20 protein-coding genes are annotated in these 26003 nt (G+C 65.8%); 12 read left to right on the forward strand and 8 right to left on the reverse strand.

Going from position 1 to position 26003, the window contains the following annotated elements:
- Positions 1–234: 234 nt before the first annotated feature.
- Together ACT89O_RS06615 and ACT89O_RS06620 are read right to left on the reverse strand one after the other, a co-directional pair.
- Entirely contained in the window at positions 235–1539 is a 1305-nt protein-coding gene (locus tag ACT89O_RS06615; protein ID WP_176888676.1) for a tryptophan--tRNA ligase, read from the reverse strand.
- 35 nt (positions 1540–1574) lie between these two features.
- The gene (locus ACT89O_RS06620) at positions 1575–2243 is read right to left on the reverse strand and encodes a site-2 protease family protein (protein WP_055393480.1); all 669 of its coding nucleotides are present in this window, start codon (positions 2241–2243) and stop codon (positions 1575–1577) included.
- Between the two features lie 279 nt (positions 2244–2522).
- Here ACT89O_RS06620 and ACT89O_RS06625 point away from each other — a divergent pair, with 279 nt between their 5' ends.
- Positions 2523–3680 (forward strand): methyl-accepting chemotaxis protein, encoded by a 1158-nt coding sequence (locus ACT89O_RS06625; RefSeq protein WP_487262149.1) that lies wholly within the window; start codon positions 2523–2525, stop codon positions 3678–3680.
- A gap of 148 nt (positions 3681–3828) precedes the next feature.
- Here ACT89O_RS06625 and ACT89O_RS06630 read toward each other — a convergent pair whose 3' ends face one another.
- Both ACT89O_RS06630 and ACT89O_RS06635 read right to left on the reverse strand, forming a co-directional pair.
- A complete protein-coding gene (locus ACT89O_RS06630; RefSeq protein WP_121420991.1) occupies positions 3829–4464 on the reverse strand; it encodes an L-threonylcarbamoyladenylate synthase in 636 nt (211 codons plus the stop codon).
- An 18-nt stretch (positions 4465–4482) separates the two neighbouring features.
- Positions 4483–5352, reverse strand: a complete 870-nt coding sequence (locus ACT89O_RS06635) for a 3',5'-nucleoside bisphosphate phosphatase (protein WP_176888678.1) — start codon at positions 5350–5352, stop codon at positions 4483–4485.
- A gap of 276 nt (positions 5353–5628) precedes the next feature.
- Between ACT89O_RS06635 and ACT89O_RS06640 the strand changes: the two genes are divergently transcribed.
- Both ACT89O_RS06640 and ACT89O_RS06645 read left to right on the forward strand, forming a co-directional pair.
- Positions 5629–7458 carry a methyl-accepting chemotaxis protein gene (locus ACT89O_RS06640; RefSeq protein WP_487262150.1) on the forward strand — a complete coding sequence of 610 codons (1830 nt, stop codon included), beginning with the start codon at positions 5629–5631 and terminating at the stop codon, positions 7456–7458.
- Positions 7459–7622: 164 nt separating this feature from the next.
- Positions 7623–7847: a tautomerase family protein gene (locus ACT89O_RS06645; RefSeq protein WP_057226547.1), complete on the forward strand. Its 225-nt coding sequence runs from the start codon at positions 7623–7625 to the stop codon at positions 7845–7847.
- 182 nt (positions 7848–8029) lie between these two features.
- Here the strand turns inward: ACT89O_RS06645 and recJ are convergent, their stop codons facing one another.
- Positions 8030–9745, reverse strand: a complete 1716-nt coding sequence (gene recJ, locus ACT89O_RS06650; RefSeq protein ID WP_487262151.1) for a single-stranded-DNA-specific exonuclease RecJ — start codon at positions 9743–9745, stop codon at positions 8030–8032.
- The gene (locus ACT89O_RS06655) at positions 9742–10698 is read right to left on the reverse strand and encodes a phosphoglycerate mutase (RefSeq protein ID WP_487262152.1); all 957 of its coding nucleotides are present in this window, start codon (positions 10696–10698) and stop codon (positions 9742–9744) included. Before ACT89O_RS06655 ends, recJ begins: the two co-directional genes overlap by 4 nt.
- Before the next feature lie 346 nt (positions 10699–11044).
- Here ACT89O_RS06655 and ACT89O_RS06660 point away from each other — a divergent pair, with 346 nt between their 5' ends.
- Both ACT89O_RS06660 and lolD read left to right on the forward strand, forming a co-directional pair.
- Entirely contained in the window at positions 11045–12298 is a 1254-nt protein-coding gene (locus ACT89O_RS06660) for a lipoprotein-releasing ABC transporter permease subunit (protein ID WP_057226554.1), read from the forward strand.
- Positions 12291–12980, forward strand: a complete 690-nt coding sequence (lolD, locus tag ACT89O_RS06665) for a lipoprotein-releasing ABC transporter ATP-binding protein LolD (protein ID WP_487262153.1) — start codon at positions 12291–12293, stop codon at positions 12978–12980. Before ACT89O_RS06660 ends, lolD begins: the two co-directional genes overlap by 8 nt.
- A 915-nt stretch (positions 12981–13895) precedes the next feature.
- On the opposite strand, the gene xdhB is transcribed toward lolD, so the two are convergent.
- The gene (xdhB, locus tag ACT89O_RS06670) at positions 13896–16328 is read right to left on the reverse strand and encodes a xanthine dehydrogenase molybdopterin binding subunit (RefSeq protein WP_487262154.1); all 2433 of its coding nucleotides are present in this window, start codon (positions 16326–16328) and stop codon (positions 13896–13898) included.
- A complete protein-coding gene (gene xdhA, locus ACT89O_RS06675) occupies positions 16325–17833 on the reverse strand; it encodes a xanthine dehydrogenase small subunit (RefSeq protein ID WP_487262155.1) in 1509 nt (502 codons plus the stop codon). The genes xdhB and xdhA overlap by 4 nt, the downstream gene beginning before the upstream one ends.
- A gap of 104 nt (positions 17834–17937) precedes the next feature.
- Here xdhA and ACT89O_RS06680 point away from each other — a divergent pair, with 104 nt between their 5' ends.
- From ACT89O_RS06680 to ACT89O_RS06710, 7 genes are all read left to right on the forward strand, one after another.
- A complete protein-coding gene (locus tag ACT89O_RS06680; protein ID WP_082437633.1) occupies positions 17938–18870 on the forward strand; it encodes a LysR family transcriptional regulator in 933 nt (310 codons plus the stop codon).
- Positions 18871–18949: 79 nt separating this feature from the next.
- Positions 18950–20536, forward strand: a complete 1587-nt coding sequence (locus ACT89O_RS06685; RefSeq protein WP_487262156.1) for an ABC transporter ATP-binding protein — start codon at positions 18950–18952, stop codon at positions 20534–20536.
- Complete coding sequence (locus ACT89O_RS06690; RefSeq protein ID WP_487262157.1) at positions 20529–21599, forward strand: ABC transporter permease; 1071 nt, start codon at positions 20529–20531, stop codon at positions 21597–21599. The genes ACT89O_RS06685 and ACT89O_RS06690 overlap by 8 nt, the downstream gene beginning before the upstream one ends.
- Positions 21599–22519 carry an ABC transporter permease gene (locus ACT89O_RS06695; protein WP_121507275.1) on the forward strand — a complete coding sequence of 307 codons (921 nt, stop codon included), beginning with the start codon at positions 21599–21601 and terminating at the stop codon, positions 22517–22519. Before ACT89O_RS06690 ends, ACT89O_RS06695 begins: the two co-directional genes overlap by 1 nt.
- Before the next feature lie 110 nt (positions 22520–22629).
- Positions 22630–23796 (forward strand): BMP family ABC transporter substrate-binding protein, encoded by a 1167-nt coding sequence (locus ACT89O_RS06700; RefSeq protein ID WP_055401936.1) that lies wholly within the window; start codon positions 22630–22632, stop codon positions 23794–23796.
- A 108-nt stretch (positions 23797–23904) separates the two neighbouring features.
- Positions 23905–24885 carry an aromatic ring-hydroxylating dioxygenase subunit alpha gene (locus tag ACT89O_RS06705; RefSeq protein WP_487262158.1) on the forward strand — a complete coding sequence of 327 codons (981 nt, stop codon included), beginning with the start codon at positions 23905–23907 and terminating at the stop codon, positions 24883–24885.
- Positions 24885–25937, forward strand: a complete 1053-nt coding sequence (locus ACT89O_RS06710) for an adenosine deaminase (RefSeq protein WP_487262159.1) — start codon at positions 24885–24887, stop codon at positions 25935–25937. Before ACT89O_RS06705 ends, ACT89O_RS06710 begins: the two co-directional genes overlap by 1 nt.
- Positions 25938–26003 lie beyond the last annotated feature (66 nt).

Here is a 26003-nt window from a genome sequence, read left to right on the forward strand (position 1 = left end):
AGAACGGACAGTTTACGCACAAGGCCCACGCCGACAGCGTAGGCGCATTGCGCACACACCACCATCTTCTGTCGCAGCCAGGCGGGTATTCTGCGGATTCACCCTGGAGATGAATATTTGAATAATTTTGGCCGCTAGCGCTTATTGGTAAAGCGCAAGCAGCTATCAAAAAGTGACCGCTTCCCCCCAGCGCATTCCGACCCCGGATCCCGCGTTGGACAGGGACAGAGCGGTTTACGCGGCGGCTGCAGCCTCTGCCAGCGCCTGCAGCGCGGCTGCCACATCGTCGGCGCTCACGCCCTCCACCGGTGCCAGGCGCGGTGCCAGTGTCTGCAGTGCGTCCGGGTCTTTTTGCAACTGGGCAATGGCCTGGCCTGCTTCCTTGGGCGCGTCAAAACCGGTGCTTTGCAGCAGCAGGCGGCCATCGGCATCCACCAGCTTGAAGTAGAACTTGCCGTCGGCTTCGCGGTATTGCTTGAACGAAGGCAGCGCTGTCTTCGCGGCCTTGGCGGGCTTGGGCGCCGCAGTGGCCTGGGCCAGACTGCGCAGGCCCACAGCGGCGCGCAGCTCGCGGATGAACGGCGTGGCCAGCGCACGGGCGCGTTCGGCACCGGCCAGCAGGGTCTGCTCGATGCGGGCGGGGTTGTGGATGAGTTCTTCGTACTGCGCACGCATGGGGGCGATCACCTGGTCCACACGTTCGAACAGGGTGTTCTTGGCATCACCCCAGGCGATGCCGTCGGCGTAGGCCTGGCGCAGGGCGGCGGTTTCGTCGGGCGTGGCAAACGCCTGGTAGATCTGGAACAGCGCCGATCCCTCGGTATCCTTGGGCTCGCCGGGTGCGCGCGAATCGGTCAGGATGCCGCCGATCAGCTTCTTGAGCTGCTCGCGCGAGCTGAACAGCGGGATGGTGTTGTCGTAGCTCTTGCTCATCTTGCGCCCGTCCAGGCCGGGAAGCGTGGCCACATGGTCGTCAATGGCGGCCTCGGGCAGCACAAAGTGTTCGCCATACAGGTGGTTGAAGCTCGCAGCCATGTCACGCGCCATTTCGATGTGCTGGATCTGGTCGCGGCCCACGGGCACCTTGTGCGCCTTGAACATCAGGATGTCGGCGCCCATCAGCACGGGGTACATGAACAGGCCGGCCGTCACGCCGTCGTCTGCATCGCGGTCGGCGGCAGTGTTCTTGTCCACGCTGGCCTTGTAGGCGTGGGCGCGGTTGAGCACGCCCTTGCCCGTCACGCAGGTCAGCAGCCAGGTCAGTTCGGGGATCTCGGGGATGTCGGACTGGCGGTAGAACGTGACCTTCTCGGGGTTCAGCCCTGCGGCCAGCCAGCTGGCGGCGATCTCCAGCGTGGAGCGCTGGATGCGCACCGGGTCTTCGCACTTGATGAGCGCGTGGTAGTCGGCCAGAAAGTAAAAGCTCTGCACGCCGGGCGTGAGGCTGGCGGCCACCGAGGGGCGGATGGAGCCCACGAAGTTGCCCAGGTGGGGTGTGCCCGTGGTGGTAATGCCGGTGAGAAAACGCGTGATGCTCATGGGAAGGATGTCAGCAAGAAACGGGGGGAGAAGAATTAACGCAACAGTGCTGTGAGCGGGGTGAGCAGAAACTGGATGACGCCGTAGCCCAGCGACATCAGCGGGCGTAGCCACAGCGTGCCCACCACCCCAGCGATCACCAGGCCCATCACAATGAAAAAGCCCCAGGGTTCGATGCGAGAGACCATGTGCGCCTGTTTCCAGGGCAGCAGGCCCACCAGGATGCGCCCGCCATCCAGCGGCGGCAGCGGAAACAGGTTGAACGCCCACATCACGAGGTTGACCAGCACGCCAGCGCGGGCCATCTCGATGAAAAAGCGCTCCTCCACGCCAGAGCCCACCAGTGCCACCAGCAGCACGGCCCAGCCAATGGCCTGGATGAAGTTGGACGCCGGGCCCGCCAGCGCCACCCAGACCATGTGTTTCTTGGGATTGCGCAGGTTGCCGAAATTGACCGGCACCGGCTTGGCATAGCCAAACAGGAAGGCTCCCGAGGTCGCAAAGTACAGCAGCAGCGGCATCAGGATGGTGCCCACCGGGTCGATGTGTTTGATCGGGTTGAGGGTGATCCGGCCCATCATGTACGCAGTGTTGTCGCCAAAGTGGCGCGCGGCGTAGCCGTGGGCTGCCTCGTGCACGGTGATGGCAAACAGCACCGGCAGGGCGTAGATCAGAACGGTTTGGATGAGATTGGAGATGTCCACCCGGTGATTGTCTCAGACGCCCGCCACCCCAGCCGTTGCCGGGGCGACCCGCGCGGAGTACACGGTATGCCGGTGGTGGGATGACTGGCGCACAACAGGACTCGGGCAAGTGGCTCACCCCCAGGCAAGGCGGTTGTTGCATCCCGATTCGCGCAAGTTCTATGTGGGATGTACGTATGCCGAGGGCGCCCGCAGCGCCGTGATCATTGCTAGCATCTGACAGTTGCCCCCGGGGCGACCCAAAAAACCAAAACAACAGCCCTGGAGAGGCACGACATCATGTGGAACAACCTGAAAATTGGAACGCGCCTGGCCCTGGCGTTTGGCGGTATGGCACTGCTGGTGCTGCTGTTGATGGTCATGGCGCTGGCTGGCATCGGCGGGGCCGAGCAGGCACTGCAGGGCGCGCCTGTGACGGCGCCCCAGGCCCAGGCAGCACAGGCGCACCTGCAAAGCGCCCGGGCATGGATCATCGGCTGCAGCTGTGTGGCGTTTGTGCTGGCGCTGCTGGCTGTGTTCAGCCTGCGCATGAGCATCGTGGCGCCGCTCAACCAGGCCATCCTGATTGCAGAAACCGTGGCTTCGGGCGACCTGAGCCAGGAATTCAGCTCCGATTTGCAGGGCGACTTTGGCCGGCTCCTGAACGCCCTGGGCACCATGGAGGACACGCTGACCGACCTGGTATCGCGCATCAAGCAGGACGCCGATGCCATCAGCGCCTCTGCCGCAGACATCGACCATGGCAACACCGACCTTTCCCGCCATGCGGAAGACCAGGTCTCTTCACTCACCGAAACTGCTGCCAGCATGGAGCAGCTGACCGCCACCGTGCGCCAGAACGCCGAGCGCGCCCATTCCGCCAGCGACCTCGCGGTGAAGGCCTCGGGCATTGCAGAGCAAGGGGGCGCGGTGGTGGGCGATGTGGTGTTGACCATGCAGGCCATCAGTGGCAGCTCGCGCAAGATCGTGGACATCATCCAGGTCATCGAAGGCATTGCCTTCCAGACCAACATCCTGGCGCTGAACGCCGCTGTCGAAGCCGCCCGCGCGGGCGAGCAGGGCCGTGGCTTCGCGGTGGTGGCCAGCGAGGTGCGCAACCTGGCCCAGCGCAGCGCCGTGGCCGCGCGCGAGATCAAGACGCTGATCAGCGCGTCGGTCGAGCAGGTGGAAAGCGGGGCGGGCCAGGTGGGCAAGGCGGGCAAGACCATGCAGGAGATCGTGGCGGCCGTCGGGCAGGTCAGCGCACTGCTTGGCGAAATCTCCCACGCCCTGCGCGAGCAGAGCGATGCCATCAGCCATGTGAACGGCGCCGTGTCGCACATGGACGGCACCACCCAGGAAACGGCTGCGCTGGTTCAGAACGCGGTTTCTACCGCCACCTCGCTCACGGCCCAGGCGCGCGATCTGGAGCAGGCTGTGGGTGCGTTCAAGTTATAGCCCCCTGAGCGGCTGCGCCGCTTCCCCCTCAGGGGGACGCCACCGGTGGCCTGGCAAAGCCACAGTTCCACGGTGGCGCTGGGATGGGGCCGCGCCAGTTGTGGAGGCCCCGGGCAAGCGCTATGGCAGTCGAGGTGAGGAGCTGCGGCTACAACCCCAGCGCCTGCAAGCTACCCCGGCCTTCGCGCACCACTTCGGGTTCGCCGCCGCTGCCCATGGGCGTCAGGTCCACCACGGTGGTGGGTTCCAGCGGGCAGGCGCCTGCGTCCACGATGGCGTCCACCAGCTTTTCGTAGCGTTCGCGGATTTCCTGCGGGTCGTTCAGGGGCTCGGTCTCGCCGGCCGGGATCAGCGTGGTGGCCAGCAGCGGGGCGCCGTGCAGCTCCAGCAGCAGCTGCAGGCCCTTGCGGTCGGGTACGCGCAGACCGATGGTCTTGCGCGAAGGGTGGCTCACGCGGCGCGGCACTTCCTTGGTCGCTTCGAGGATAAAGGTGTAGGGCCCGGGCGTGCCCAGCTTGAGCAGGCGGTACTGGCGGTTGTCCACGCGGGCATAGTTGGCCAGTTCCGACAGGTCACGGCACAACAGGGTGAGGTGGTGCTTATCGTCCACCTGGCGGATGCGGCGCATGCGATCGACGGCATCCTTGTCGTCCAGGTGGCAGACCAGCGCATAGCTGGAATCGGTGGGCACGGCCAGAATGCCGCCCTTTTGCAGCAGCATGGCGCCCTGCTTGAGCAGGCGCGGCTGGGGGTTGTCGGGGTGGACTTCGAAATACTGGGCCATGAAATGGTGCGTCTCGTCTCAAACGGCAGCGGGGTGCCGGATGCGTTCAGCCAGCAGTTCCCAGACCGGGGTGAGCTGGCCGGGTAGCAGCGGCAAGGTCCCCAGGTCGGTGTGGGACTCGTCCGGGCTGTGGAAGTCGCTGCCGCGCGAGGCGGCCAGCCCAAACTCCTTCGCCATCGCGGCGTAGGTGACATATTCGGCTGCGCTGTGGCTTCCGGTGACGACTTCCACCCCGCGCCCGCCGTGGGCCTTGAATTCGGAAAACAGCGCAAATTCTTCGTTGGCACTGAACTTGTAGCGCGCCGGGTGGGCAATGATGGCCATGCCGCCTGCCTCGGTGATCCAGCGCACGGCGTTGCCCAGCGACGCCCAACGGTGCGGTACATAACCGGGCTTGCCTTCGATGAGGTATTTGCGAAATACCTCGGAGGTGTCCTTGCAGACCCCGGTCTCCACCAGAAAGCGGGCGAAATGGGTGCGTGAAATCAATGCCGGGTTGCCTACGAACTGCAGCGCGCCCTCGTAAGCGCCCGGAATACCCGCCTGGGCCAGTTGTTCGGCCATGTCCTTGGCGCGTTCGCCGCGCCCACCGCGCGTAGCGGCCAGGCCCTCGGCCAGTCGGGTGTCGTGGGGGTCGAAACCCAGGCCGACGATGTGGACGGTGGTGTCGGCAAAGGTGACCGAGATTTCAACGCCCGTGAGGTAGGCCATGCCCTGCGCATGGGCAGCGGCGGCGGCGCGGTGCTGGCCGCCGATTTCGTCATGGTCGGTGAGTGCCCACAGCTCGACACCGTTGGCTTTCGCGCGGGCGGCCAGATCCTCCGGGGTCAGGGTTCCGTCGGATACCACGGAATGGCAATGCAGGTCGGCGTTCAGTATGGATGTCACCGTGCCATTTTAGGGCTTGTACCGATATCGCGCGCCACCGCGCAACCCCTGTGCCGTCGTGGACGGGTTCTCCGGAGTCCTGCCAGGTGCCGCTGACCCCCGGGTGGGCCGTCCTGTCACCTCCGGCACCTTGGGTGCGGGTTTCTCCCGGGAAAAAGAGGGCAGGGCAGTGCCTGGGCTGGCGTAGGCTTGTGGCCTGCTGTTGACGCAATCGGATGTTGCGTGCCGCGCGTTGGCCGCACACTTACATTTCCAGGTCCACGAGGAAAAAGAACCATGCAAATCGACAATATCCGCGTTTCGCGCAAGCTGTGGGGAGCATTCATCCTGCTGATGCTGGCCATGCTGTTGATCTCCGGCTTCCAACAGTACCGGGCCAACAGCTCCATGTCGGCTGCGATGGACCAGGTGGTCGAGATCGAAGAGCGCATCTCGGCGGCCATACGCTGGCGGGGTGCCACCGAAACCGCCGTCAACATGGTGATGGGCGGTGCCGTCACCACCGACGCGGTGCTGGCCCAGCAGTACGACGCCAAGGTCAAGGAAATCATTGGCGGCATCAACAAGATTCAAGAGGGGATCGTGGCCGGTGCCACGGCGCCCGATGAAAAAGCGGCGCTCGACAAGGTGCTGGCCGAACGCAAGCTGGTGCTGGCCGCCACTGCCAAGACCTGGGAGCTCAAGGGCGCGGGCGATGGTGTGGCCACCCAGCAGTTTGCGGACAACGAACTCACCCCCATGGTCGGGCGCTACCTCAAGGCACAGGACGAGTTTGTCGCCGTGCTGCAAAAGCGCCGCGACGAGATCCGGGCCGAGACCACGCAACGGCGCGTTGCCTACGCCATCCAGGGCCTGGTGGTGTCGGCCGTGCTGATTGTGGTGGTGCTGCTGCTGGCCTGGAAGCTGGTGCGTTCCATCACCGTTCCACTGGACGAGGCGGTAGAAACCATCGACGCCATCGCCGCTGGCGACCTCACGCGCGAGCTGCAATCCACCCGCAAGGACGAGTTCGGCCACATGCTGAGATCCCTGTCGGCCATGTCCACCCGCTTGCGCGGTGTGGTGAGCGAGGTGCGGGTGGGTGTGGATTCAGTCTCGTCGGCTTCGATCCAGATCGCCAACGGCAACCATGACCTGTCGGCCCGCACCGAGCAGACCGCCTCGAACCTGGAGGAAACGGCCGCCAGCATGGAAGAACTTACGGCCACGGTGAGCCAGTCGGCCGACACCGCGCGCCAGGCCAACCAGCTCGCGGGCACGGCGGCCCAGGCGGCGGCACGCGGCGGCGAAGTGGTGGGCCAGGTGGTCACCAGCATGCAGCAGATCACCGACAGCTCGCGCAAGATCAGCGACATCATCGGCGTGATCGATGGCATCGCCTTTCAGACCAACATCCTGGCGCTGAACGCCGCCGTGGAAGCCGCCCGAGCAGGCGAACAGGGCCGGGGCTTTGCCGTGGTGGCCAGCGAGGTGCGCAGCCTGGCCGGGCGCAGCGCCGAGGCCGCCAAGGAGATCAAGAACCTGATCAGTGCCTCGGTCGAAAACGTCGAGTCGGGCTCTGCCCAGGTCGCGCAGGCGGGCCAGACCATGGGCGAGATCGTGGCCAGCGTGCAGCGCGTGAGCGACCTCATCGGCGAAATCACGGCATCCTCCTCCGAGCAGCGCGACGGGATTGCCCAGGTCAACCAGGCCGTGACGCACCTCGACCAGATGACGCAGCAGAATGCGGCACTGGTGGAAGAGTCCACCGCCGCAGCAGCCTCGATGCGCGACCAGGCCCAGCGGCTGGCCGAAGTGGTGGCGGTGTTCAACGTGGGTGCGCTGGCAGTTCGCGCGCCGGCAGCGTCCCGCCTGGCGCCGACGGCGGCAGCACGGCCCGCGCCAGCGGCCAGGACAGCCCTGGGCAACAAACCTGCAACCGCCAAGGCGCCACAGCCCCTCAAGGCTCCCCAGGCCCCCAAGGCCCCTGTAGCGGCCCGGCTGGCGTCTTCGGCCCCCTCCCCAGCCCGCCGGCCCGCCGCTGCGCCGGCACCATCGGCCACGCCCGCCGCACCGGCACCCCGGGCTGTGGCCAAAGGCGGGGATGACGACTGGGAAAGCTTCTGAAGTTCGCCGAGCGTGGCGAAGGTTTGCTATAAAAATAATAGCTAATAGCGCTTTCCCATTCGGCGCTAGAGGCCAAAAAGCCTCAAAATTTTTTGCACCACGCCCCCAAGGCAGCCCCGGCTGCCTTTTGTTTTGTTTTTTGTGTATGACGAAAGGACCTGCCCATGCCCCTGGTCAACATCCGCCTTGCGCGCCGCGACCTGCCCACCACGGCAGCCCAGAAAGCCGCCTTGATTGCGGGCGTCACCCAGCTTATGCAGCAGGTGCTGGACAAGCGCCCTGAAACTGTCACTGTCATCATCGACGAGGTGGACCCGGAGAACTGGGGTCAGGGCGGCGAGCCGGTCACGGTGATCCGCCAGCGCAACAAGGGCCCTGCGCAGGCCTGAGTGGGGTGGGGCCTTGCCCTAGGAGTCTGTCGGACTTGGAAATCGTCGGCTGCAAATTGACCTCAGCGGTCCATTTTCCACCGTCTTTTTGCCCCATAGCTCGGCTATGGGACTGCAAATCCGGCAAAAACTGTCCTCGCTGGGGCCAATTTTCGCTTCGACGCTCCAAGTCCGACAGACTCCTAGATCTGAGCCCCCTCGACCAGAAACTGTACCTTGCGCTCGCCCTTCCACTCGTTCACATCGAGCCGGAAGGCCAGCAGCACGCGTGCGGGTAGCTGCTCGGTGTGGCCGAACCAGATGGCGTCCACCGGGTTGCCCTGGTGCATGAGCTTGATCGACAGGTGGTTCTTGGATTCGCCCACCAGGCGCTGGCTCACGATCTGCACTTCTTCGCTGAAGGTGGGGGGCGCAAAGCCCTGGCCCCAGACCTCGTGGTGCAGGGTGTCCACCATGTCGGCGCGGCAGTATTCCGGGGCCAATGGGCCGTCGGTCTCGATGCGGCGGGTGAGCGTGGCGGCGTCCAGCCACTCCTGCGCCACCTGGGCCAGAGCGCGCTCAAACACCTCGAACGCTTCTTCGGCCACCGTGCAGCCCGCCGCCATGGCGTGGCCGCCAAATTTCAGCAAGACGCCAGGGTGGCGCTTGGCCACCAGGTCCAGCGCATCGCGCAGGTGAAAGCCTGGGATGGAGCGGCCGGAGCCCTTGAGCTCGTGCTCCTTGCCCGGCGCGCTGCTGGCCGCAAAGACAAAGGTGGGGCGGTGCAGTTTGTCCTTGATGCGGCTGGCCACGATGCCCACCACGCCTTCGTGAAAGTCCGGGTCGAACACGCTGATGGCCGGGGGCGGTTCTTCGTCTTCCTGGAACAGGCTTTCGGCCATCAGCATTGCTTGGTCGCGCATGCCGCCTTCGATCTCGCGGCGCTCGCGGTTGATGCCGTCCAGCAGGCCCGCCAGCTCGGCGGCGCGGCCTGCGTCGTCGGTGAGCAGGCATTCGATGCCCAGCGTCATGTCGGCCAGGCGCCCTGCGGCGTTGATGCGCGGTCCTAAGGCGAAGCCAAAGTCGAAGGTGGTGGCCACGGGCGCCTTGCGGCCGGCAGCGGTGAACAGCGCGGCTACCCCGGCGGGCATCTGGCCTGCGCGGATGCGCTTCAGGCCCTGGGCGACCAGGCGGCGGTTGTTGGCGTCGAGCTTGACCACGTCGGCCACCGTGCCCAGCGCCACCAGGGTGAGCAGCGGGTCGAGCTTGGGTTGGGTGGCCGCGTCAAAAATGCCGCGCGCCCGCAGCTCGGCGCGCAGGGCCAGCAGCACGTAGAACATCACGCCCACACCGGCCATGGACTTGCTCTCGAACGTGCAGCCGGGCTGATTGGGGTTGACGATGGCATCGGCCGTGGGCAGCTCGGGGCCGGGCAGGTGGTGGTCGGTGACGACGACCGTGAGGCCCAGCGCCTTGGCCTCGGCCACGCCGTCCACGCTGGCGATGCCGTTGTCCACGGTGATCAGCACATCGGCCCCGCGCTCGGCCACGCGGCTGGCGATGGATGCGGTGAGGCCATAACCGTCCGTCACGCGGTCCGGCACGAGGTAATCCACCTGTTGAGCGCCCAGCAGCCGCAGGCCGCGCACGCCCACGGCGCAGGCGGTGGCGCCATCGCAGTCGTAGTCGGCCACGATGATGAGGCGCTTGTTCTGCGCCATGGCGTCGGCCAGCAGGCGCGCGGCGGTGTCAATGCCTTTGAGGCCCGCGGGGGGCAACAACCTGCCCAGGCCGTCGTCCAGCTCGTCCTTGGCACGCACACCGCGCGCGGCATACAGGCGCGCCAGCAGCGGGTGCACACCGGCCTGTTCCAGCGCCCAGGCGGCACGGGGGGGAATGTCTCTTGCTACTATTTTCATAGCTTTTCGCGCAGGTCTGTAAAGCGCTGGGTCCTGAAAAGGCTTTGAAAACGCTGGGCCAGGGTGCGGGGGGCGGTGTGGAAGGCCAGCGTGTTGCGCTCGCCGCACAGGGTCAGTTGCACCGGCACGCCGCCTTCGGACTTGCGCAGCAGATCGGCCACCGGGCCTGCGTCCAATGCGGTCCACGCGGCGGCCCAGGCGCGCCAGTCCTCGTTCAGTGCCGCATCGCGCAAGGTGGTGGGCACCGTCGGCGTGGGGAGGGCAGACGGGGCAGGGGTGGGAATTGGGCCGGTACCATGCACCCAGAACGAGTTGATCACCGGCAGCCCGCGCTCCGAGCGCTCGTCGTTGAAGGCGTGGGTGTAGAGCAGCATCTGCATCTCGCTGTGCAAACGGTGCAGGGTCCGGGCCGCCTTTGCGTCCGGCATCCAGGCGCGCACATCGCGCTGCAGCACGCGCTCCAGCGAGGCGGTAGCCAGGTCGGAAAACAGGGGGCTGGTGGCCAGCCAGCGTGTGGGCTGGTCGTAGTGCAGGGTGATGCCATCTTCGGCAAACCAGGGTGAGACGATGGCCAGCAGCGCGCGCGACGCGGCTTCATCCAGCGCGAGGTGCTCGGGGTTGCGCAGCGTGACGTGGTCGGTGCTGACCTGCCACTGGCAGGGCGTGACAAACGCCCAGACGTCACCGTTGGGTGACTGGCCTTGCTGGTGGCGGTGCCACGCGGCCCAGGGGATGCGCCCGTCCTGCGCTGGCAGTCCCAGCGCGCGCGCCAGGGCGCGTTCGTGGGGGGCAGAAAAGCTGGTTTCCTCGCCGCTGTCACTGTGGGTGGGATGGGGGCTGAGCCGGGCCAGAAGCCGGTCCAGGTGGGGCAGGGCCAGGCCCTGCAGGGCTTGCTGGCATCCGGTGGCTGCGCTGGCGGCGTAGGGAATGAGCAAATGGTTGGTGTCCGACATGGCTAGAGCGAGTGGAACACTTTTACGTGCCCACGAAAGCCGGGGAAAGGCCCGGCAACAAGGCGCAGGACGCGCAGCGGTTGGGATACCGCAAGCGGACTGCAACGCAGTGGCCGGGCCTTTCCCCGGCTTTCCCGAAGGGTTGGGCCTCCAGGCCAGCGCTCGCGGCGTTGCGGACCTTGCCAAGGCATCCAGCCTTGGCAGCGGTCCGCGCCTTGCGATCACTGGCCTGGAGGCCCAACGTGGGTATGTAAAAGTGTTTCACTCGCTCTATTGTCCGGGATGCCACAATCTGGCCGGCCTGTGGCGTGCATTCCGCACCCTGCAGTGCCTTCTTTCCTTATTCATGCAAATCCCTTACGAACTGGCCCTGGGCTGGCGCTACACGCGCGCGGGCCGCGCCACGCGGCGCAACGGCTTCATCTCGTTCATCTCGGGCGTGTCCATGCTGGGCATCGCACTCGGGGTGGCGGCGCTCATCATCGTGTTGTCGGTGATGAACGGCTTTCAGAAGGAAGTGCGCGACCGCATGCTCAGCGTGGTCTCGCACATCGAGATTTTTGCGCCCCAGGGCGCGGCGCTGCCCGACCCAGCGCGCACGCTGGCCGAGGCCAAGCAGAACCCCAACGTGGTGGGCGCGGCGCCGTTCGTGGCGGCGCAGGCGCTGCTGGCGCGCGGCGAGGACATGAAGGGCGCGCTGGTGCGCGGCATCGACCCGGCGCTGGAAGGCGCCGTGACGGACCTGGCCGCCACCAACGAAAAAACGCTCAACCTGCTGGTGCCCGGCGAGTTTCGCGTGGTGCTGGGCGGTGAGCTGGCCCGCGCTTTAGGCGTGCGCGCTGGCGATGTGGTCACCCTGATCGCGCCCGCAGGCCAGGTCACTCCCGCCGGGGTAGTGCCTCGGCTCAAGCAGATGACGGTGGCAGGCACCTTCGACTCGGGCCACTACGAATACGACTCGGCCCTGGTGCTGCTGCACCACGAGGACGCGCAGCGCATCTTCCGCCTCGAAGGCCCCACCGGCGTGCGCCTGAAGCTCAAGGACCTGCACCAGGCGCGCGAGGTGGCCCAGCAATTGGCGCAGTCCTTGAGCGGCCAACTGCTGATCCGCGACTGGACCCAACAAAACCGCACCTGGTTCGCTGCGGTGCAGTTGGAAAAACGCATGATGTTCATCATCCTCACGCTCATCGTGGCGGTGGCTGCGTTCAACCTGGTGTCCACGCTGGTGATGACGGTGACCGACAAGCGCGCCGACATCGCCATCCTGCGCACGCTGGGCGCCAGCCCCAAGAGCATCATGGGCATCTTTGTGGTGCAGGGCGCCATGGTGGGCGTGATCGGCACAGCCGTGGGCCTGTTGCTGGGCCTTGGCATTGCGCTCAACATCGACGTGATCGTGCCCGCCATCGAGAAAGCGCTGAACGCGAGCTTCCTGCCCAAGGACATCTACCTCATCAGCAAGATGCCCAGCGAGCCGCAAAGCAGCGACATCCTGCCCATTGGCATCATCTCGCTCGTGCTGGCCTTTGTCGCCACCCTGTACCCCAGCTGGCGCGCCAGCCGTGTGAACCCTGCCGAGGCGCTGCGTTATGAGTGATCAGAAAGTTGGAGTGGTGGTACTGGAGGCCAAGGGCCTCACCAAGCGATTCACCGAAGGCCGCCTCGACGTGACGGTGCTCAAAGGCGTGGACCTTCAGATCCATGCCGGGGAAACGCTGGCCATCGTCGGCGCGTCGGGCTCGGGCAAGAGCACGCTGCTGCACCTGCTGGGCGGGCTGGATGCGCCCACGGCAGGCACCGTGCGCCTCAAGGGTGAAGAGATGTCTTCGCTGTCAGCAGAGCGCCAGGGCCAGCTGCGCAACCAGCACCTGGGTTTTATCTACCAGTTCCACCACCTGCTGCCCGAGTTCAGCGCGCTGGACAACGTGGCCATGCCGCTGCGCATCCGTCGTCTGCCGCTGGCGCAGTGCCATGCCGAGGCTGAGCGGGTGCTCACCTCCGTCGGTTTGAAAGAGCGTCTGATGCACCGACCCGCCGAGCTATCGGGCGGCGAGCGCCAGCGTGTGGCGATTGCGCGTGCCTTGGTGACGCGGCCCGCGTGTGTGCTGGCGGATGAGCCCACGGGCAACCTGGATCGCAGCACCGCCGACGGCGTGTTTGACCTGATGCTGCAGCTGGCGCGCGACCAAGGCACGGCGTTTGTGATGGTGACTCACGATGAGTCGCTGGCAGCGCGGTGTGATCGCGTCTTGCGGCTGGTGTCTGGGGTTTTGGGGTGATTTTGGACCCTGGCGCTTGTCTGGAGAGCGCTGGGTGCTATTGTTTTTGTGGTTTTGTGGTGCCCTCCAGTCCGTTGGGGCTGAGCTTGTCGAAGCCTGGGCTTGTGCGCTGGTTGGGCGGCGTGCCTGTTTTGAGGGCGGAGGCCGGGATGTCGCCCCGGCGGGCGAGTAACTTTCTTTTGGGTCGCCAAAAGAAAGTCACCAAAGAAAAGGCGACCCCCAGTCTGCGGCCCCCACGCGGTGCGTGGGGGCAACCTGCGTCGGGGCGGTTGCGGGGTGCGCCGTGGAACTCGCTTTGCGCTGGCGCGCGCCGCTCGGACAACCACGGCGAGTCAGTTCACGAGGCATGGGCGCTGCGACGCCCATGCTCACCCCGCAACCGCCCCGCCGCAGGCGCAGCCAGCAGGGGTGGGGAGCCGAACAGCCACACGGGCCATTGCTGCGCTCGGCCCCGCCTGCGCAGCGCGAGGCGCTTGCGCCCGCGAGATGGGGCCGAGCGCTGCGCAGCGAAGCAATGGCCCGCGTGGAAGCCCGCTCCCCGGGTTCCCTTCAGGATGCGCCGAGGAGCGCAGGTTTTGGCGGATCAGGGCTCGCGTCTGTTTGAGTGACGCGAAGCGGCGCGAGTTTAGCGAGACCCCGCCAAAACAGAGCACCGCAGGTTGCCCGCAGCGAAGCGAAGGGACGCAGCGTGTAGGGTCGCCTTCTCTTTGGTGACTTTCTCTTGGCGACGCAAGAGAAAGTTACTGCGCCGCCGGGCGCACACCCCGGCTCCCGCCCTGAAACCAGACATGCGGCAAATCCAGCGCTCAAACCCTGGCTTCGACAGGCCCGGCCCGAACGGTCAGGGTGACGCCCCGGCTTCGACGAGCTCAGCCCGAACGGATCGTGCGGTGAAACGGTCGGGAGGCAGGCCCTTCACGCGCCCAATTTACCCAAGGCGCGCAACACATTCTCCGCAGTCGCCGGTGCCATCAACACCACGGGCTCTGTAGCGTCCCGCCCCTCACGTCCCGCAGCCACCGCATTGCGCAGCGCCTCGTACACACTGATCGCCAGCATGAACGGCGGCTCGCCCACCGCCTTGCTGCCTCCCACGTTGTCTTCCCGGTTGGCCTCGGGCCACAGTTCCACCTTGAAGTGTTGGGGGATGTCCCCTGTCGCCGGGATCTTGTAGGTGCTCGGCGCGTGCGTGGCCAGATACCCTTTGTCGTTCCACACCAACTGCTCCGTGGTCAGCCAGCCCATGCCCTGCACAAAACCACCTTCTATCTGCCCGATGTCGATGGCCGGGTTGATGCTGTGGCCCACGTCGTGCAGGATGTCCACGCGCGCCACGCGGCTTTCGCCGGTCAGCGTGTCGATGACCACCTCGGAGCAGGCAGCGCCGTAGCTGAAGTAGTAGAACGGCCGGCCCGTGAGCGTGGCCTTGTCGTAGTGGATCTTTGGCGTGCGGTAAAAGCCATCGCTCCACAGCTGGATGCGGTTGGCGTACGCCTCCTTCACCACATCGTCGAACGGGCGCACCTTCTTGGGCGAGATCACCTGGCCGCCCTCGAAGCGAATGGCACCCGCACCGCAGCCATCGAGCCCGCACACGAACGAGGCCAGGTTGTCCCGCACATTGCGGGCTGCGAACTGCGCCGCGCGGCCGTTCAGGTCGGTGCCGCTGCTGGCGGCCGTGGCGCTGGCGTTGGGCACCTTGCTGGTGTCGCTGGCCGTGACCAGCACGCGGTGCAGCGGCACACCCAGCTCGTCGGCCACGATCTGCGCCACCTTGGTGTGCAGGCCCTGGCCCATTTCGGTGCCGCCGTGGTTCACCTGCACGCTGCCGTCGGTGTACACATGCACCAGCGCGCCCGCCTGGTTGAACAGCGTGGCGGTAAAGCTGATGCCGAACTTGACGGGCGTGATGGCGATGCCGCGCTTGAGCACGGGGCTTGTGGCGTTCCACGCGGCGATGGCGGCCTGGCGCTGGCGGTAGTTGGCATCGCGCTCCAGCTTGGGCATCAGCGCGTGGAGGATGTTGTCCTCCACCTTCATCTGGTAGTGCGTGACGTTGCGGCCGTCGGCTGCATCCTTGCCGTACAGGTTGACCATGCGCACGTCCTGCGCATCGCGACCCAGCGCGCGGGCGATGTCGCCCAGGATGGCCTCGATCACGATCACGCCCTGCGGTCCGCCGAAGCCGCGAAACGCCGTGTGGCTCTGCGTATTCGTCTTGCAGCGGTAGGAGGCGATTTCCACATCGCTCAGGTAGTACGCGTTGTCGGCATGGAACACGGCCCGGTCGGCCACCGGGCCGGACAGGTCGGCGCTGAAACCGCAGTTGGCGGCCATCTGAAGCTTCAGGCCCGTGATGCGGCCGGTGTCGTCAAAGCCCACGTCGTACTCGTACGCAAACGGGTGGCGCTTGCCGGTGACCATGAAGTCTTCATCGCGGTCCAGCCGCAGCTTGACGGCGCGGCCGAACTTATTGGCAGCCACGGCGGCCCACACGGCCAGGTGACCGGCCTGGGTCTCCTTGCCGCCAAAGCCGCCGCCCATGCGGCGGCATTCCACCTTGACCGCGTGGTTGTCGATGCCCAGCGCGTGCGCCACCCAGTGCTGCACCTCGCCGGGGTGCTGGGTGCTGGAGTAGATCCACCACTGCTTTTGCTCCAGCGGCAGCGCGTAGGCGATCTGGCCTTCCAGATAGAAGTGCTCTTGCCCGCCCACCTCGAACGCGCCTTGCAGGCGGTGCGCCGATTGGGCAAGGCCCGTGGCGGCGTCACCCCGGCGCACGAACACGGGGGGCAGCACGTAGCTCTGGGCCTGGAGCGCGTCGTGCACGTTCAGCACGGCGGGCAGGGGGGTGATGTCGAGCTTTACGGCACGCACCGCGCGACGCGCCTGCATGACCGAGTCGGCCACCACCAGGCCGATGACCTGGCCGATGTGCTGCACGGTGTCGACTGCAAAAACGGGCTCGTCGTGCGCAAAGGCGGCCAGCAACTTGTCGCCTGGCACGTCGGACGACAGCACCACGCCGCGCACGCCGGGCAGGGCCAGGGCGGCGCTGGCATCCACGCTGTTCAACGTGCCGTGGGCCACGGTGGAGAGGATGGGCGCAGCGTACAACGTGCCCTTCACCTCCGGCAGGTCGTCGATGTAGTGGGCGGCACCGGCCACCTGGGCGCGCGCGCTTTCATGGATGTGCGACTGGCCCATGGCGCGGGGACTGGCGGGTGCGCTGGTCTGCTGCGGGGCTTGGGGCTCGGCGGCGTGGGCGTCGGCGGTGGCAGCCACCGGGTCGTCCACGGCGTCGCGGCTCACCGGGAGGTCCGTGGGGAGAGATTCGCGCTGGTTCATATCGCAGCCTCCAGTCGGAAGTTCTCCACGCTCACGGCCTCTTCGCCCTGGCTCTCCAGCCAGAAGCGCTGCAGCAGGCTGGCCAGCACCGTGCGGCGGTAGGTGCCGCTGGCGCGCATGTCAGAGATGGGGTTGAACTCGCCTTGCAGCGCTTGCGCAGCGCGGGCGATGGTGTCGGCATTCCAGGGCTGGCCGGTCAGCGCGGCTTCGGTCTGGCGCGCGCGGGCTGGTGTGGCAGCCACACCGCCCGCGCCGATGCTGGCGCGGCGCACCACGTCGGCTTCGATATCGAGGTTGATGACAAGGCAGACGGCAGAAATATCGTCGTCGAAGCGCTTGGAAATCTTATAGGCCCGAAGCACTTCCGTGACACCCGGCCTGGGCACCACGATGCGTGCCAGCAGTTCGTCGGGCGCCATCACGTTCTGCCGGTAGCCGGTGTACAGGTCTTCCAGCGCCATGGCGCGTTCGCCGCGCACGCTGGCCAGCACCACCTGGGCGCGCAGTGCGATCAAAAGCGGCATCGAGTCGCCAATGGGCGAGCCGTTGGCCACGTTGCCCCCCAGCGTGCCCGAGTTGCGCACGGGCAGGCCCGCAAAGCGCGTGGCAAAGCTGTGCAGCTGTGGCCACTGCGCGGTCAGTGCCGCAAAGGCGTCGGTCAGCGTGACGGCGGCGCCGATGGTGATGTGGTGTGCGTCCTGCTGGATCTGCCGCAGCTCTGCCGCGCGAGTCACATCCAGAATCTGCGCGTACTGTTTGTGCTGCTTGGTCACCCACAGGCCCACATCGGTGCAGCCTGCCACGACCTGCGCCGCAGGGTGCGCGGCGCGTGCGGCCAGCAGGTCGGGCAGCGTGGTGGGTGAAATATAAGAAGAATTGGCATCTGGCGCTTGATGGTCAAGCGCGAGCAGCTCTAATTTTTGTAGCAAAAGCGGCTCGTTCACCGCCATCGCTGGCAGGGCGGCCATCTGCTGTGCGGCGTCCAGGATGGGGCGGTAGCCGGTGCAGCGGCACAGGTTGCCCGAGAGTTCTTCCTGCGCCAGCTCGCGGGTGATGGGTTGGCCATGGCACACATGGTTTTGGTACATGCCAAAGAGGCTCATCACGAAGCCGGGGGTACAAAAGCCGCATTGCGAGCCGTGGCACTGCACCATGGCTTCTTGTGCTGGATGGAGCGTGATGGTTTGACCAGGAGCCGTTGCGGCATCGCCCACTGGCTGGATCAGTGGGTCTTCCGCCAGGTCCTCCACCGTCCACAGCGCCATGCCATCCACCGAATGCGCCAGGCGGATGCAGCTGTTCACCGCGCTGTAGTGCAGCTTGCCGTCCCGCGCCTCTCCCAGCACCACGGTGCAGGCGCCGCAGTCGCCTTCGCCGCAGCCTTCCTTGGTGCCGGTGCAGCCCAGGTCTTCGCGCAGCACCTCCAGCAAGGTGCGGTCGGGTGGTACATTGCCCAGCGCCACGGGCTGGCCTCGGCGCAGGAATTGCAAGGGTCTTGTTGTCATGACAAACGCCACTTCGATCTTGGATGGAAAGGTTCAGCAGAGGGTAGAACGCAGTACCGTTACCGGCATATGCGCAAGCTTATGGCACCCATGCCCACACCGCTATGAGAGACCACGCCCTTTTCGACAAGATAGACCTCCATCTCATAAGGGTCTTGCACACCGTGCTCACAGAACGCAGCGTATCGAGGGCCGCCGTCCGCCTGGGCATGCACCAGCCGGCGGTGTCGGCTGCGCTCAAGCGGCTGCGCGACCTGGCGGGCGACCCGCTGCTCGTGCGCTCGGGTGCCAGCATGATGCCCACCGATGCTGCGCTGCGCATGGTGGAGCCTGCAGGGGCCATCCTGCGTTCCGCAGAAGCCTTGTTTTCGGATGCGCGGGGATTTGATCCGCGCACTGCCACCCGCACCTTCCGCGTCGCCGCCAGCGACTACCTCGACCCGCTGTTCCTGCCCCAGCTCGTGGCCCGCATCAAGGTCGAAGCGCCCTTGTGCCCCATCGAAATCCTGCCCCTGTCGGCCGACACGCACTATCACGCGCACCTGGCGCAGGGCGAGGTGGACGTGGTGATCGGCAACTGGCCCCAGCCGCCGGACGACCTGCACATGGGCCGCCTGTTTGGTGACGAAGTGGTCTGCCTGGTCGGCAAAGACCACCCCGCCGTGCGGCGCGGCTGGGACGTGGAAAGCTGGCTGGCCGCCGAACACATCGCGCCCACGCCCACCCACCCCGGCGCGCGCGGCGTGATCGACGCCCACCTGGACAGCTTGGGCATGCAGCGCCACATCACGGCGCGCTGCGCACATTTCAGCCTCATCCCCAGCATCGTGGCATCGAGCTTGCTTGTGCTGACCACCGGCCGCCAGTACTGCGAGCGGTATGTGGAGCAACTTCCGCTGGCCATATTGCCGTGCCCGGTGCCGTTTCCTCGGCTCATGTACTACCAGCTGTGGCACGCCCGCACGCACCACTCGGCGGCGGCCGCCTGGCTGCGTGACTGTGTGAAAACCGTGGCTGCTTCGCTACGAAAAGAATAGCTGCTTGAGTATGCTGAACAAGCGCCATGAGGTATTTTCATTCTTATAACAAGTTGTAAAACTGAGAGACAATCCCCGCATGAGTTCTCCCCCCAATCCTTCAGCGCCTGGTGCGGCGCCGCCACGGCTGCAGCTGGTGGGCATCACCAAGCGCTACCCGGCCGTGGTGGCCAACAGCGGCGTGTCGCTCACGGTGCTGCCGGGTGAAATCCACGCCGTGCTGGGCGAAAACGGCGCGGGCAAGTCCACGCTGATGAAAATCATCTACGGCTCGGTCAAGCCCGATGAAGGCAGCGTGTTCTTCAACGGCCAGGCCGTGCAGGTGCGCAACCCGCAAGAAGCGCGGGCCCTGGGCATCGCCATGGTGTTCCAGCATTTCAGCCTGTTCGACACCCTCACGGTGGCCGAGAACGTGTGGTTGGGCCTGGACAAGAGCCTGACGCTGGCCGAAGTGACCGGCCGCATCACCGCCAAGGCCACCGAATACGGCCTTGACATCGACCCCCTGCGCCCCGTGCACACCCTGAGCGTGGGCGAGATGCAGCGGGTGGAGATCATCCGTGCGCTGCTCACCAACCCCAAGGTGCTGATCCTGGACGAGCCCACCTCGGTGCTCACGCCCCAGGCGGTCGAAAAGCTTTTTGTGGTGCTGCGCAAGCTGGCTTCGGAAGGCTGCAGCATCCTCTACATCAGCCACAAGCTGCACGAAATTCGCGCGCTGTGCACCGCCTGCACCGTGCTGCGCGGCGGCAAGGTGACGGGCGTGTGCAACCCGGCGGAGGAATCCAATGCCTCCCTGTCGCGCCTGATGATTGGCGCCGAGCCGCCCGCGCTGGAGCACCGCGCGGTGCAGACCGGCGCCACGGTGCTGCGCGTCAAGGGCCTGTCGCTGCCGCGTGCCGACCAGTTCGGCGTGGACTTGATCGACCTGCAGTTCGAGGTCAAGGCGGGCGAAGTGGTGGGCATTGCCGGCGTGTCCGGCAATGGGCAAAAAGAGCTGCTGTATGCGCTGTCGGGTGAAGACCAACGGGCCGAGCCTGCGAGCATCCAGGTCTCGGGCCAGAACGCAGGCCGCATGGGCCCCGGCCAGCGCCGTGCGCTGGGCCTGCACTTTGTGCCCGAAGAGCGTTTGGGCCGGGGCGCCGTGCCCACCATGGGGCTGGCGCACAACCTGCTGCTCACGCGCACCAATGCGGTCAGCGGCAGTGGCTGGATCAAGGTGGGCGCGCTGCAAAAGCATGCCGAGGACATCATCCGGCGATTCAATGTGAAGGCGGGTGGCCCCAACGCGGCGGCCAAGTCGCTGTCGGGCGGCAACCTGCAGAAGTTCATCGTGGGGCGCGAGATCGATGCCAACCCGAAGCTGCTCATCGTCTCGCAACCCACCTGGGGTGTGGACGTGGGGGCTGCGGCGCAGATTCGCGGCTCCATCCTGGCGCTGCGTGATGCGGGCTGCGCCGTGCTGGTGGTGAGTGAGGAGCTGGACGAATTGTTTGAGATCTGTGACCGGCTGCACGTGGTGGCCAAGGGGCATTTGTCGCCTTCCGTGCCGCGCGCCGAGGCCACGGTAGAGCGCATTGGCGAATGGATGAGCGGGCTGTGGCATGCCGATGTCCAAGCGCACCTCGCACAACAGGCCAAGGCAGCGGAGGTGCAGCATGCTTAAGCTGGAACCGCGCCCCCAGGCTTCTGGCTGGTGGACCTATGGCTCGCCGCTGCTGGCGCTGGCCGTCACGGTGTTGATTGGTGTGGCCTTGTTCGTGGCGCTGGGCAAAGACCCGGTGCGCGGGTTGCAGGTCTTCTTCTGGGAGCCGATCAAGACGCCTTATGCCGTGGGTGAACTCATGGTCAAGGCCACGCCGCTGTTATTGATTGCGCTGGGGCTGGCCGTGTGTTTCCGCTCCAACGTGTGGAACATCGGTGCCGAGGGCCAGTTCGTGATCGGTGCCGTGGTGGCGGGCGGCGTGGCGCTGCTGGCCGACAAGACCACCGGGCCGTGGATCGTGCCCGCCATCCTGCTCGCCGGGGTGCTGGGTGGCATGGCCTGGGCGGGGCTCACGGCCCTGCTGCGCGACAAGTTCAACGCCAATGAAATCCTGGTGAGCCTGATGCTGGTCTATGTGGCCACGCTGGTGCTGGGCTATCTGGTCTATGGTCCGTGGAAGGACCCGATGGGCTACAACTTTCCGCAGACCAAGACGTTCGAGAAAGTCACGCAGATCCCGCGCCTGATGCAGGGCTCGCGCGTGTCCATCGGGTTGCTGCTGGCGCTGGCGGGGGCCGCGGCGTTGTGGGTGTTTCTGTTCCGCACCCGGGCCGGTTTTGCCCAGCAGGTGGGCGGGCTGGCCCCTGCAGCGGCGCGTTATGCGGGCTTCTCGTCGCGCAAGGCACTGTGGACGGCGCTGCTGATCTCAGGCGGTGCGGCGGGCCTGGCGGGCGCGCTGGAGGTGGCCGGGCCCATTGGCCAGCTCACGCCGTATGTGCCCGCAGGCTACGGCTTTGCCGCCATCATCGTGGCCTTTGTGGGGCGGCTGCACCCGGTGGGCATGATTTTGTCGGCCATCCTCATGAGCATGTTCTACATCGGCGGCGAGCTGGCGCAGTCGCGCATGGGCCTGCCCAAGTCGCTCACGGGCGTGTTCCAGGGCCTGCTGCTGTTTACGCTGCTGGCCTGTGACACCTTGATCGCCTACCGCATCCGCTGGGTGGCCGCGAAGGGAGGCAAGTAATGGAATCCTATGCACTCCTGATCGGCGCCACGCTGAGCGCGGGCACCGTTCTGGCCATCGCGGCCCTGGGCCTCTTGATCAATGAAAAAGCTGGCATCGTCAACCTGGGCGCCGAGGGCATGATGCTCTGCGCCGCCATTGCAGGGTTTGCCACCGTGGTGCACACGGGCAACACCTGGCTGGGGTTTGCGGCGGGCATGGCCGCTGGCGCGCTGCTGGCGGCCATCTTTGGTGTGCTGGTGATCTGGCTCAACACCAACCAGTACGCCACGGGGCTGGCGCTCAGCCTGTTCGGCGTGGGTTTTTCGGCCTTTGCGGGCATCAGCTACGTCCAGGCCAAGCTGCCAGAGCTGCCCAAATACGTGATCCCGGTGCTGGGCGATGTGCCGCTGCTCGGCCCTGCGCTGTTCCGGCAGCACCCGCTGGTGTATCTCACCATGCTGCTGGTGGCGGGGCTGATCTGGTTCCTGTACCGCACGCGCGCCGGGCTGGTGCTGCGCTCGGTGGGCGAGTCGCCCGAGTCGGCCCATGCACTGGGCTACCCCGTCCGCCGTATTCGCTTGGCCGCCGTGGTGGCCGGTGGCTCGCTGTGCGGGCTGGCCGGGGCGTACATCTCTACCGTTTACACCCCGCTGTGGGTGGAGGGTATGGTGGCCGGGCGCGGCTGGATCGCGCTGGCGCTGACCACCTTTGCCACGTGGCGCCCGGCACGGGTGTTGCTTGGTGCTTACCTGTTTGGCGGCGTGACCATGCTGCAGTTCCATTTGCAGGCCACGGGCGTGCAAGTGGCCAGCCAGTTGCTGAGCATGCTGCCCTATGTGGCGACCATCGTGGTGCTGGCGCTGATCTCGCGCAATCCGGCGTGGATCCGCATCAACATGCCGGCATCGCTCGGCAAGCCGTTTTATCCGGGTTCGTGAACAAGCGCTGGTCCCAAGAATTGCTGGTTACCCGGTGGTAGATCGCCCCATAATTAGTGTTTTCGTCCCTCAACCTTTGCAAGTCTTACTTCTTCAATAAGGAAACCGACATGACTGATCTGCAGAAACGCTCCATGCTCAAGGTGGCAGCGCTCTCCGCCGTGGCCGCTGCCGCCCTCGTGGGCTGTGGCAAGAAGGAAGAACCGGCACCGGCCCCCGCGCCCGCACCGGCTCCCGTGGCAGAAGCACCGGCGCCCAAGCCCGAGCCTCTGAAGATCGCGTTTGCCTACGTCGGCCCGGTGGGCGATGGTGGCTGGTCGTTCGCCCACGACAACGGCCGCAAGGCCATCGAGAAGGAATTCGGCGACAAGGTCGTGACGAGCTTTGTGGAAAGCGTGCCCGAGTCCGCCGACGCCGAGCGCGTGCTGCGCGACCTGGCCGGCCAGGGCAACAAGCTGATCTTCGGCACCACCTTCGGCTACATGGAGTCCATGCTTAAGGTCGCGGAAGACAACAAGGGCGTGAAGTTCGAGCATGCCACCGGCTACAAGACGGCGGAAAACATGCGCACCTATGACAGCCGCACCTACGAAGGCGCGTACATGGCGGGCATCATTGCCGGTGCCATGACCAAGTCCAACACTCTGGGCGTGGTGGGCTCGGTGCCGATTCCTGAAGTGATCCGCAACATCAACAGCTTCACGCTGGGTGCGCAGTCGGTCAACCCCAAGATCAAGACCAAGGTGGTCTGGGTGAACGAATGGTTCAGCCCACCCAAGGAAACCGAAGCCGCCACCAGCCTGATCAACGGTGGCGCGGACGTGTTGTTCCAGAACACCGATTCGCCTGCTGTGCTCAAGACCGCACAAGAGAAGGGCAAGCGTGCCTTCGGTTGGGACAGCGACATGACCGCCTACGGTCCCAAGGCCCACCTGGCTTCGGCCGTCATCAACTGGGGCCCGTACTACATCAAGGCCACCAAGGACGCGCTGGAAGGCCAGTGGGCCACGGGCCAGAGCTGGTGGGGCGTGAAGGAAGGCGCCATCGACATCGTCTCCATTGCCGAAGACGTGCCTGCCGACACCAAGGCCAAGGTCGAAGCCGTGAAGAAGGGCCTGGCCGACGGGTCGTTCCAGATCTGGAAGGGCCCGATCGTGGGTCAGGACGGCAAGGAAGTGCTGGCCAAAGACACGGTGGCTGATGACAAGTTTCTGGGCGGTGTGAACTTCTACGTCAAGGGCGTGGAAGGCAAGATCCCCGGCGGCGAGAAGAAGTAAGCACTTCTGACCCGTCATCAGGCAGCCTCTTGGGGCTGCCAGTTCAAAAGGGCTACCTTCCTGGGTGGCCCTTTTTCATTGTTGAGTGCTTTTTTTGGAGCAGGGACGATGGTCGAATCGACGTTGTGGCACCCCGTGGCACTGGCGGGTGATGTGGCGAACACCCCACTGGCCGTGCAGTTGCTGGACCAGCCGCTGGTGCTGTGGCGTGATGGCCTGGGTGGGGTGCAGGCCTTGGCCGATCGGTGTCCGCACCGGGGTGCGCGCTTGTCGCTGGGCCGGGTGACGGTGCAGGGGCGGCTGGAGTGCCCGTACCACGGTTGGCAGTTCGAGGGCTCGGGCCAGTGCACGCATGTGCCCGCACTGCCTGCGTTTGTGCCGCCCACCACGCACTGCGCCCGGCACCATGAGGCCTGCGAGGCCCATGGCCTGGTGTGGGTGCGCATTGCGCCGGGCAGTGCAGCGCTGCCCCCATTCGCCGCCGAAGTGGACTTGCGCTTGCGCAAGCTCAACTGCGGCCCTTACGACGTGGCCACCAGTGCGCCGCGCATCATCGAGAATTTTCTCGATATGTCGCACTTTGGTTTTGTGCACGAAGGCTGGCTGGGCAGCCGCGACGTCCCTGCCATTGATGACTACCGCGTTGAGGCCACAACCACTGGCTTGCTGGCCACCGGCTGCAAGGCCTGGCAACCCCAGTCCAACCTGCACTCCACCGCCCCGGCCCAGGTGGAGTACACCTACGAAGTCACGGCACCCTACGCGGCCGTGCTGACCAAGGTGCCCGAGGCGGGCACCACGGCCGTGGATGGCTGGCGGGAGTCCATTGCGCTGTTCATCTGCCCGATCACCCCGGTGCGCAGCCGCGTGTGGTTTCGCCTGGCCGTGGCAGATTTCGATTCGCCCGATGAGAAGCTGCAGGCCTTTCAGCACACCATCTTCACGCAAGACCAGCCCGTGCTGGAGTCGCAGACGCCACAGTGTCTGCCGCTGGACCTGCGGGCGGAGTTGCATACCGCCGCCGACAAGGCATCATCTGCCTACCGCCGCTTTTTGCGCCAGAGCGGCATCACCTTTGGAGTCTGCTGATGTTTAAAGTGCCCCCCATTTCCGCCGAGCGCCTGCCCACGCTGCTGCGCGCCATGCCCAAGGCCGAGCTGCATATCCATATCGAGGGCTCCCTGGAGCCTGAGCTGATCTTTGCACTGGCGCAGCGCAACGAATTGACCTTGCCCTATGCCAGTGTGGAGGGACTGCGCAGCGCCTATGCGTTCACCAATCTGCAAAGTTTTCTGGACATCTACTACGCGGGTGCCAGCGTGCTGCTGCACGAGCAGGACTTTTATGACATGGCGCGCGCCTACCTGGGGCGAGCAGCGCGCGACAACGTGCTGCACGCCGAAATCTTCTTCGACCCGCAAACCCACACCGCACGCGGCGTTGCCATGGAGACGGTCATCAACGGCCTGTACCGGGCCTGTGAAGATGCACGCAGGGAGCTGGGCATCAGTGCCACGCTCATCCTGTGTTTCCTGCGGCACCTCAGTGAGGAGTCCGCCTTCGAGACCCTGGAGCAGGCGATGCCCCTGCTCGACAAGATCGTTGGCGTAGGGCTGGATTCCAGCGAACTGGGCCACCCGCCCGAAAAGTTTGCCCGCGTGTTCGCCCGCTGCCGCGAACTGGGCCTGCACCTGGTGGCCCATGCGGGCGAGGAGGGCCCCCCTGCCTACATCTGGAGTGCGCTCGATGTGCTCAAGGTCGAGCGCATCGACCACGGGGTGCAGGCGGTGCACGACGCGGCACTGATGCAGCGCCTGGCGCAGGACCGCATTGCGCTAACGGTGTGCCCCCTGTCCAACCAGAAGCTGTGCGTGTTTCCCAACCTGGCGGACCACAACCTGGGCAAGTTGCTCGACGCCGGGCTGGCCGCCACGGTCAACTCGGATGATCCCGCTTACTTTGGCGGCTACATGAACGAGAACTTCACCCAGGTGTTTGCCGCCACGGGCCTCACGGCGAAACACGCCTACCAATTGGCGTTCAACAGCTTTGAGGCGAGTTTTGCCAGCAATGCCGACAAGCGTGTGTGGGAGCACAAGCTCAAGGAAACCTTTGAGCGGTGCGTGGAGCACGACTACTGAGCTTTGTGCGGCGGGCATAGCGCGGATTGCCAGTGCGAATCGATGGGTTGGTGCGCTGTCACCCGC

This window comes from Acidovorax sp. NN32, assembly GCF_057597245.1.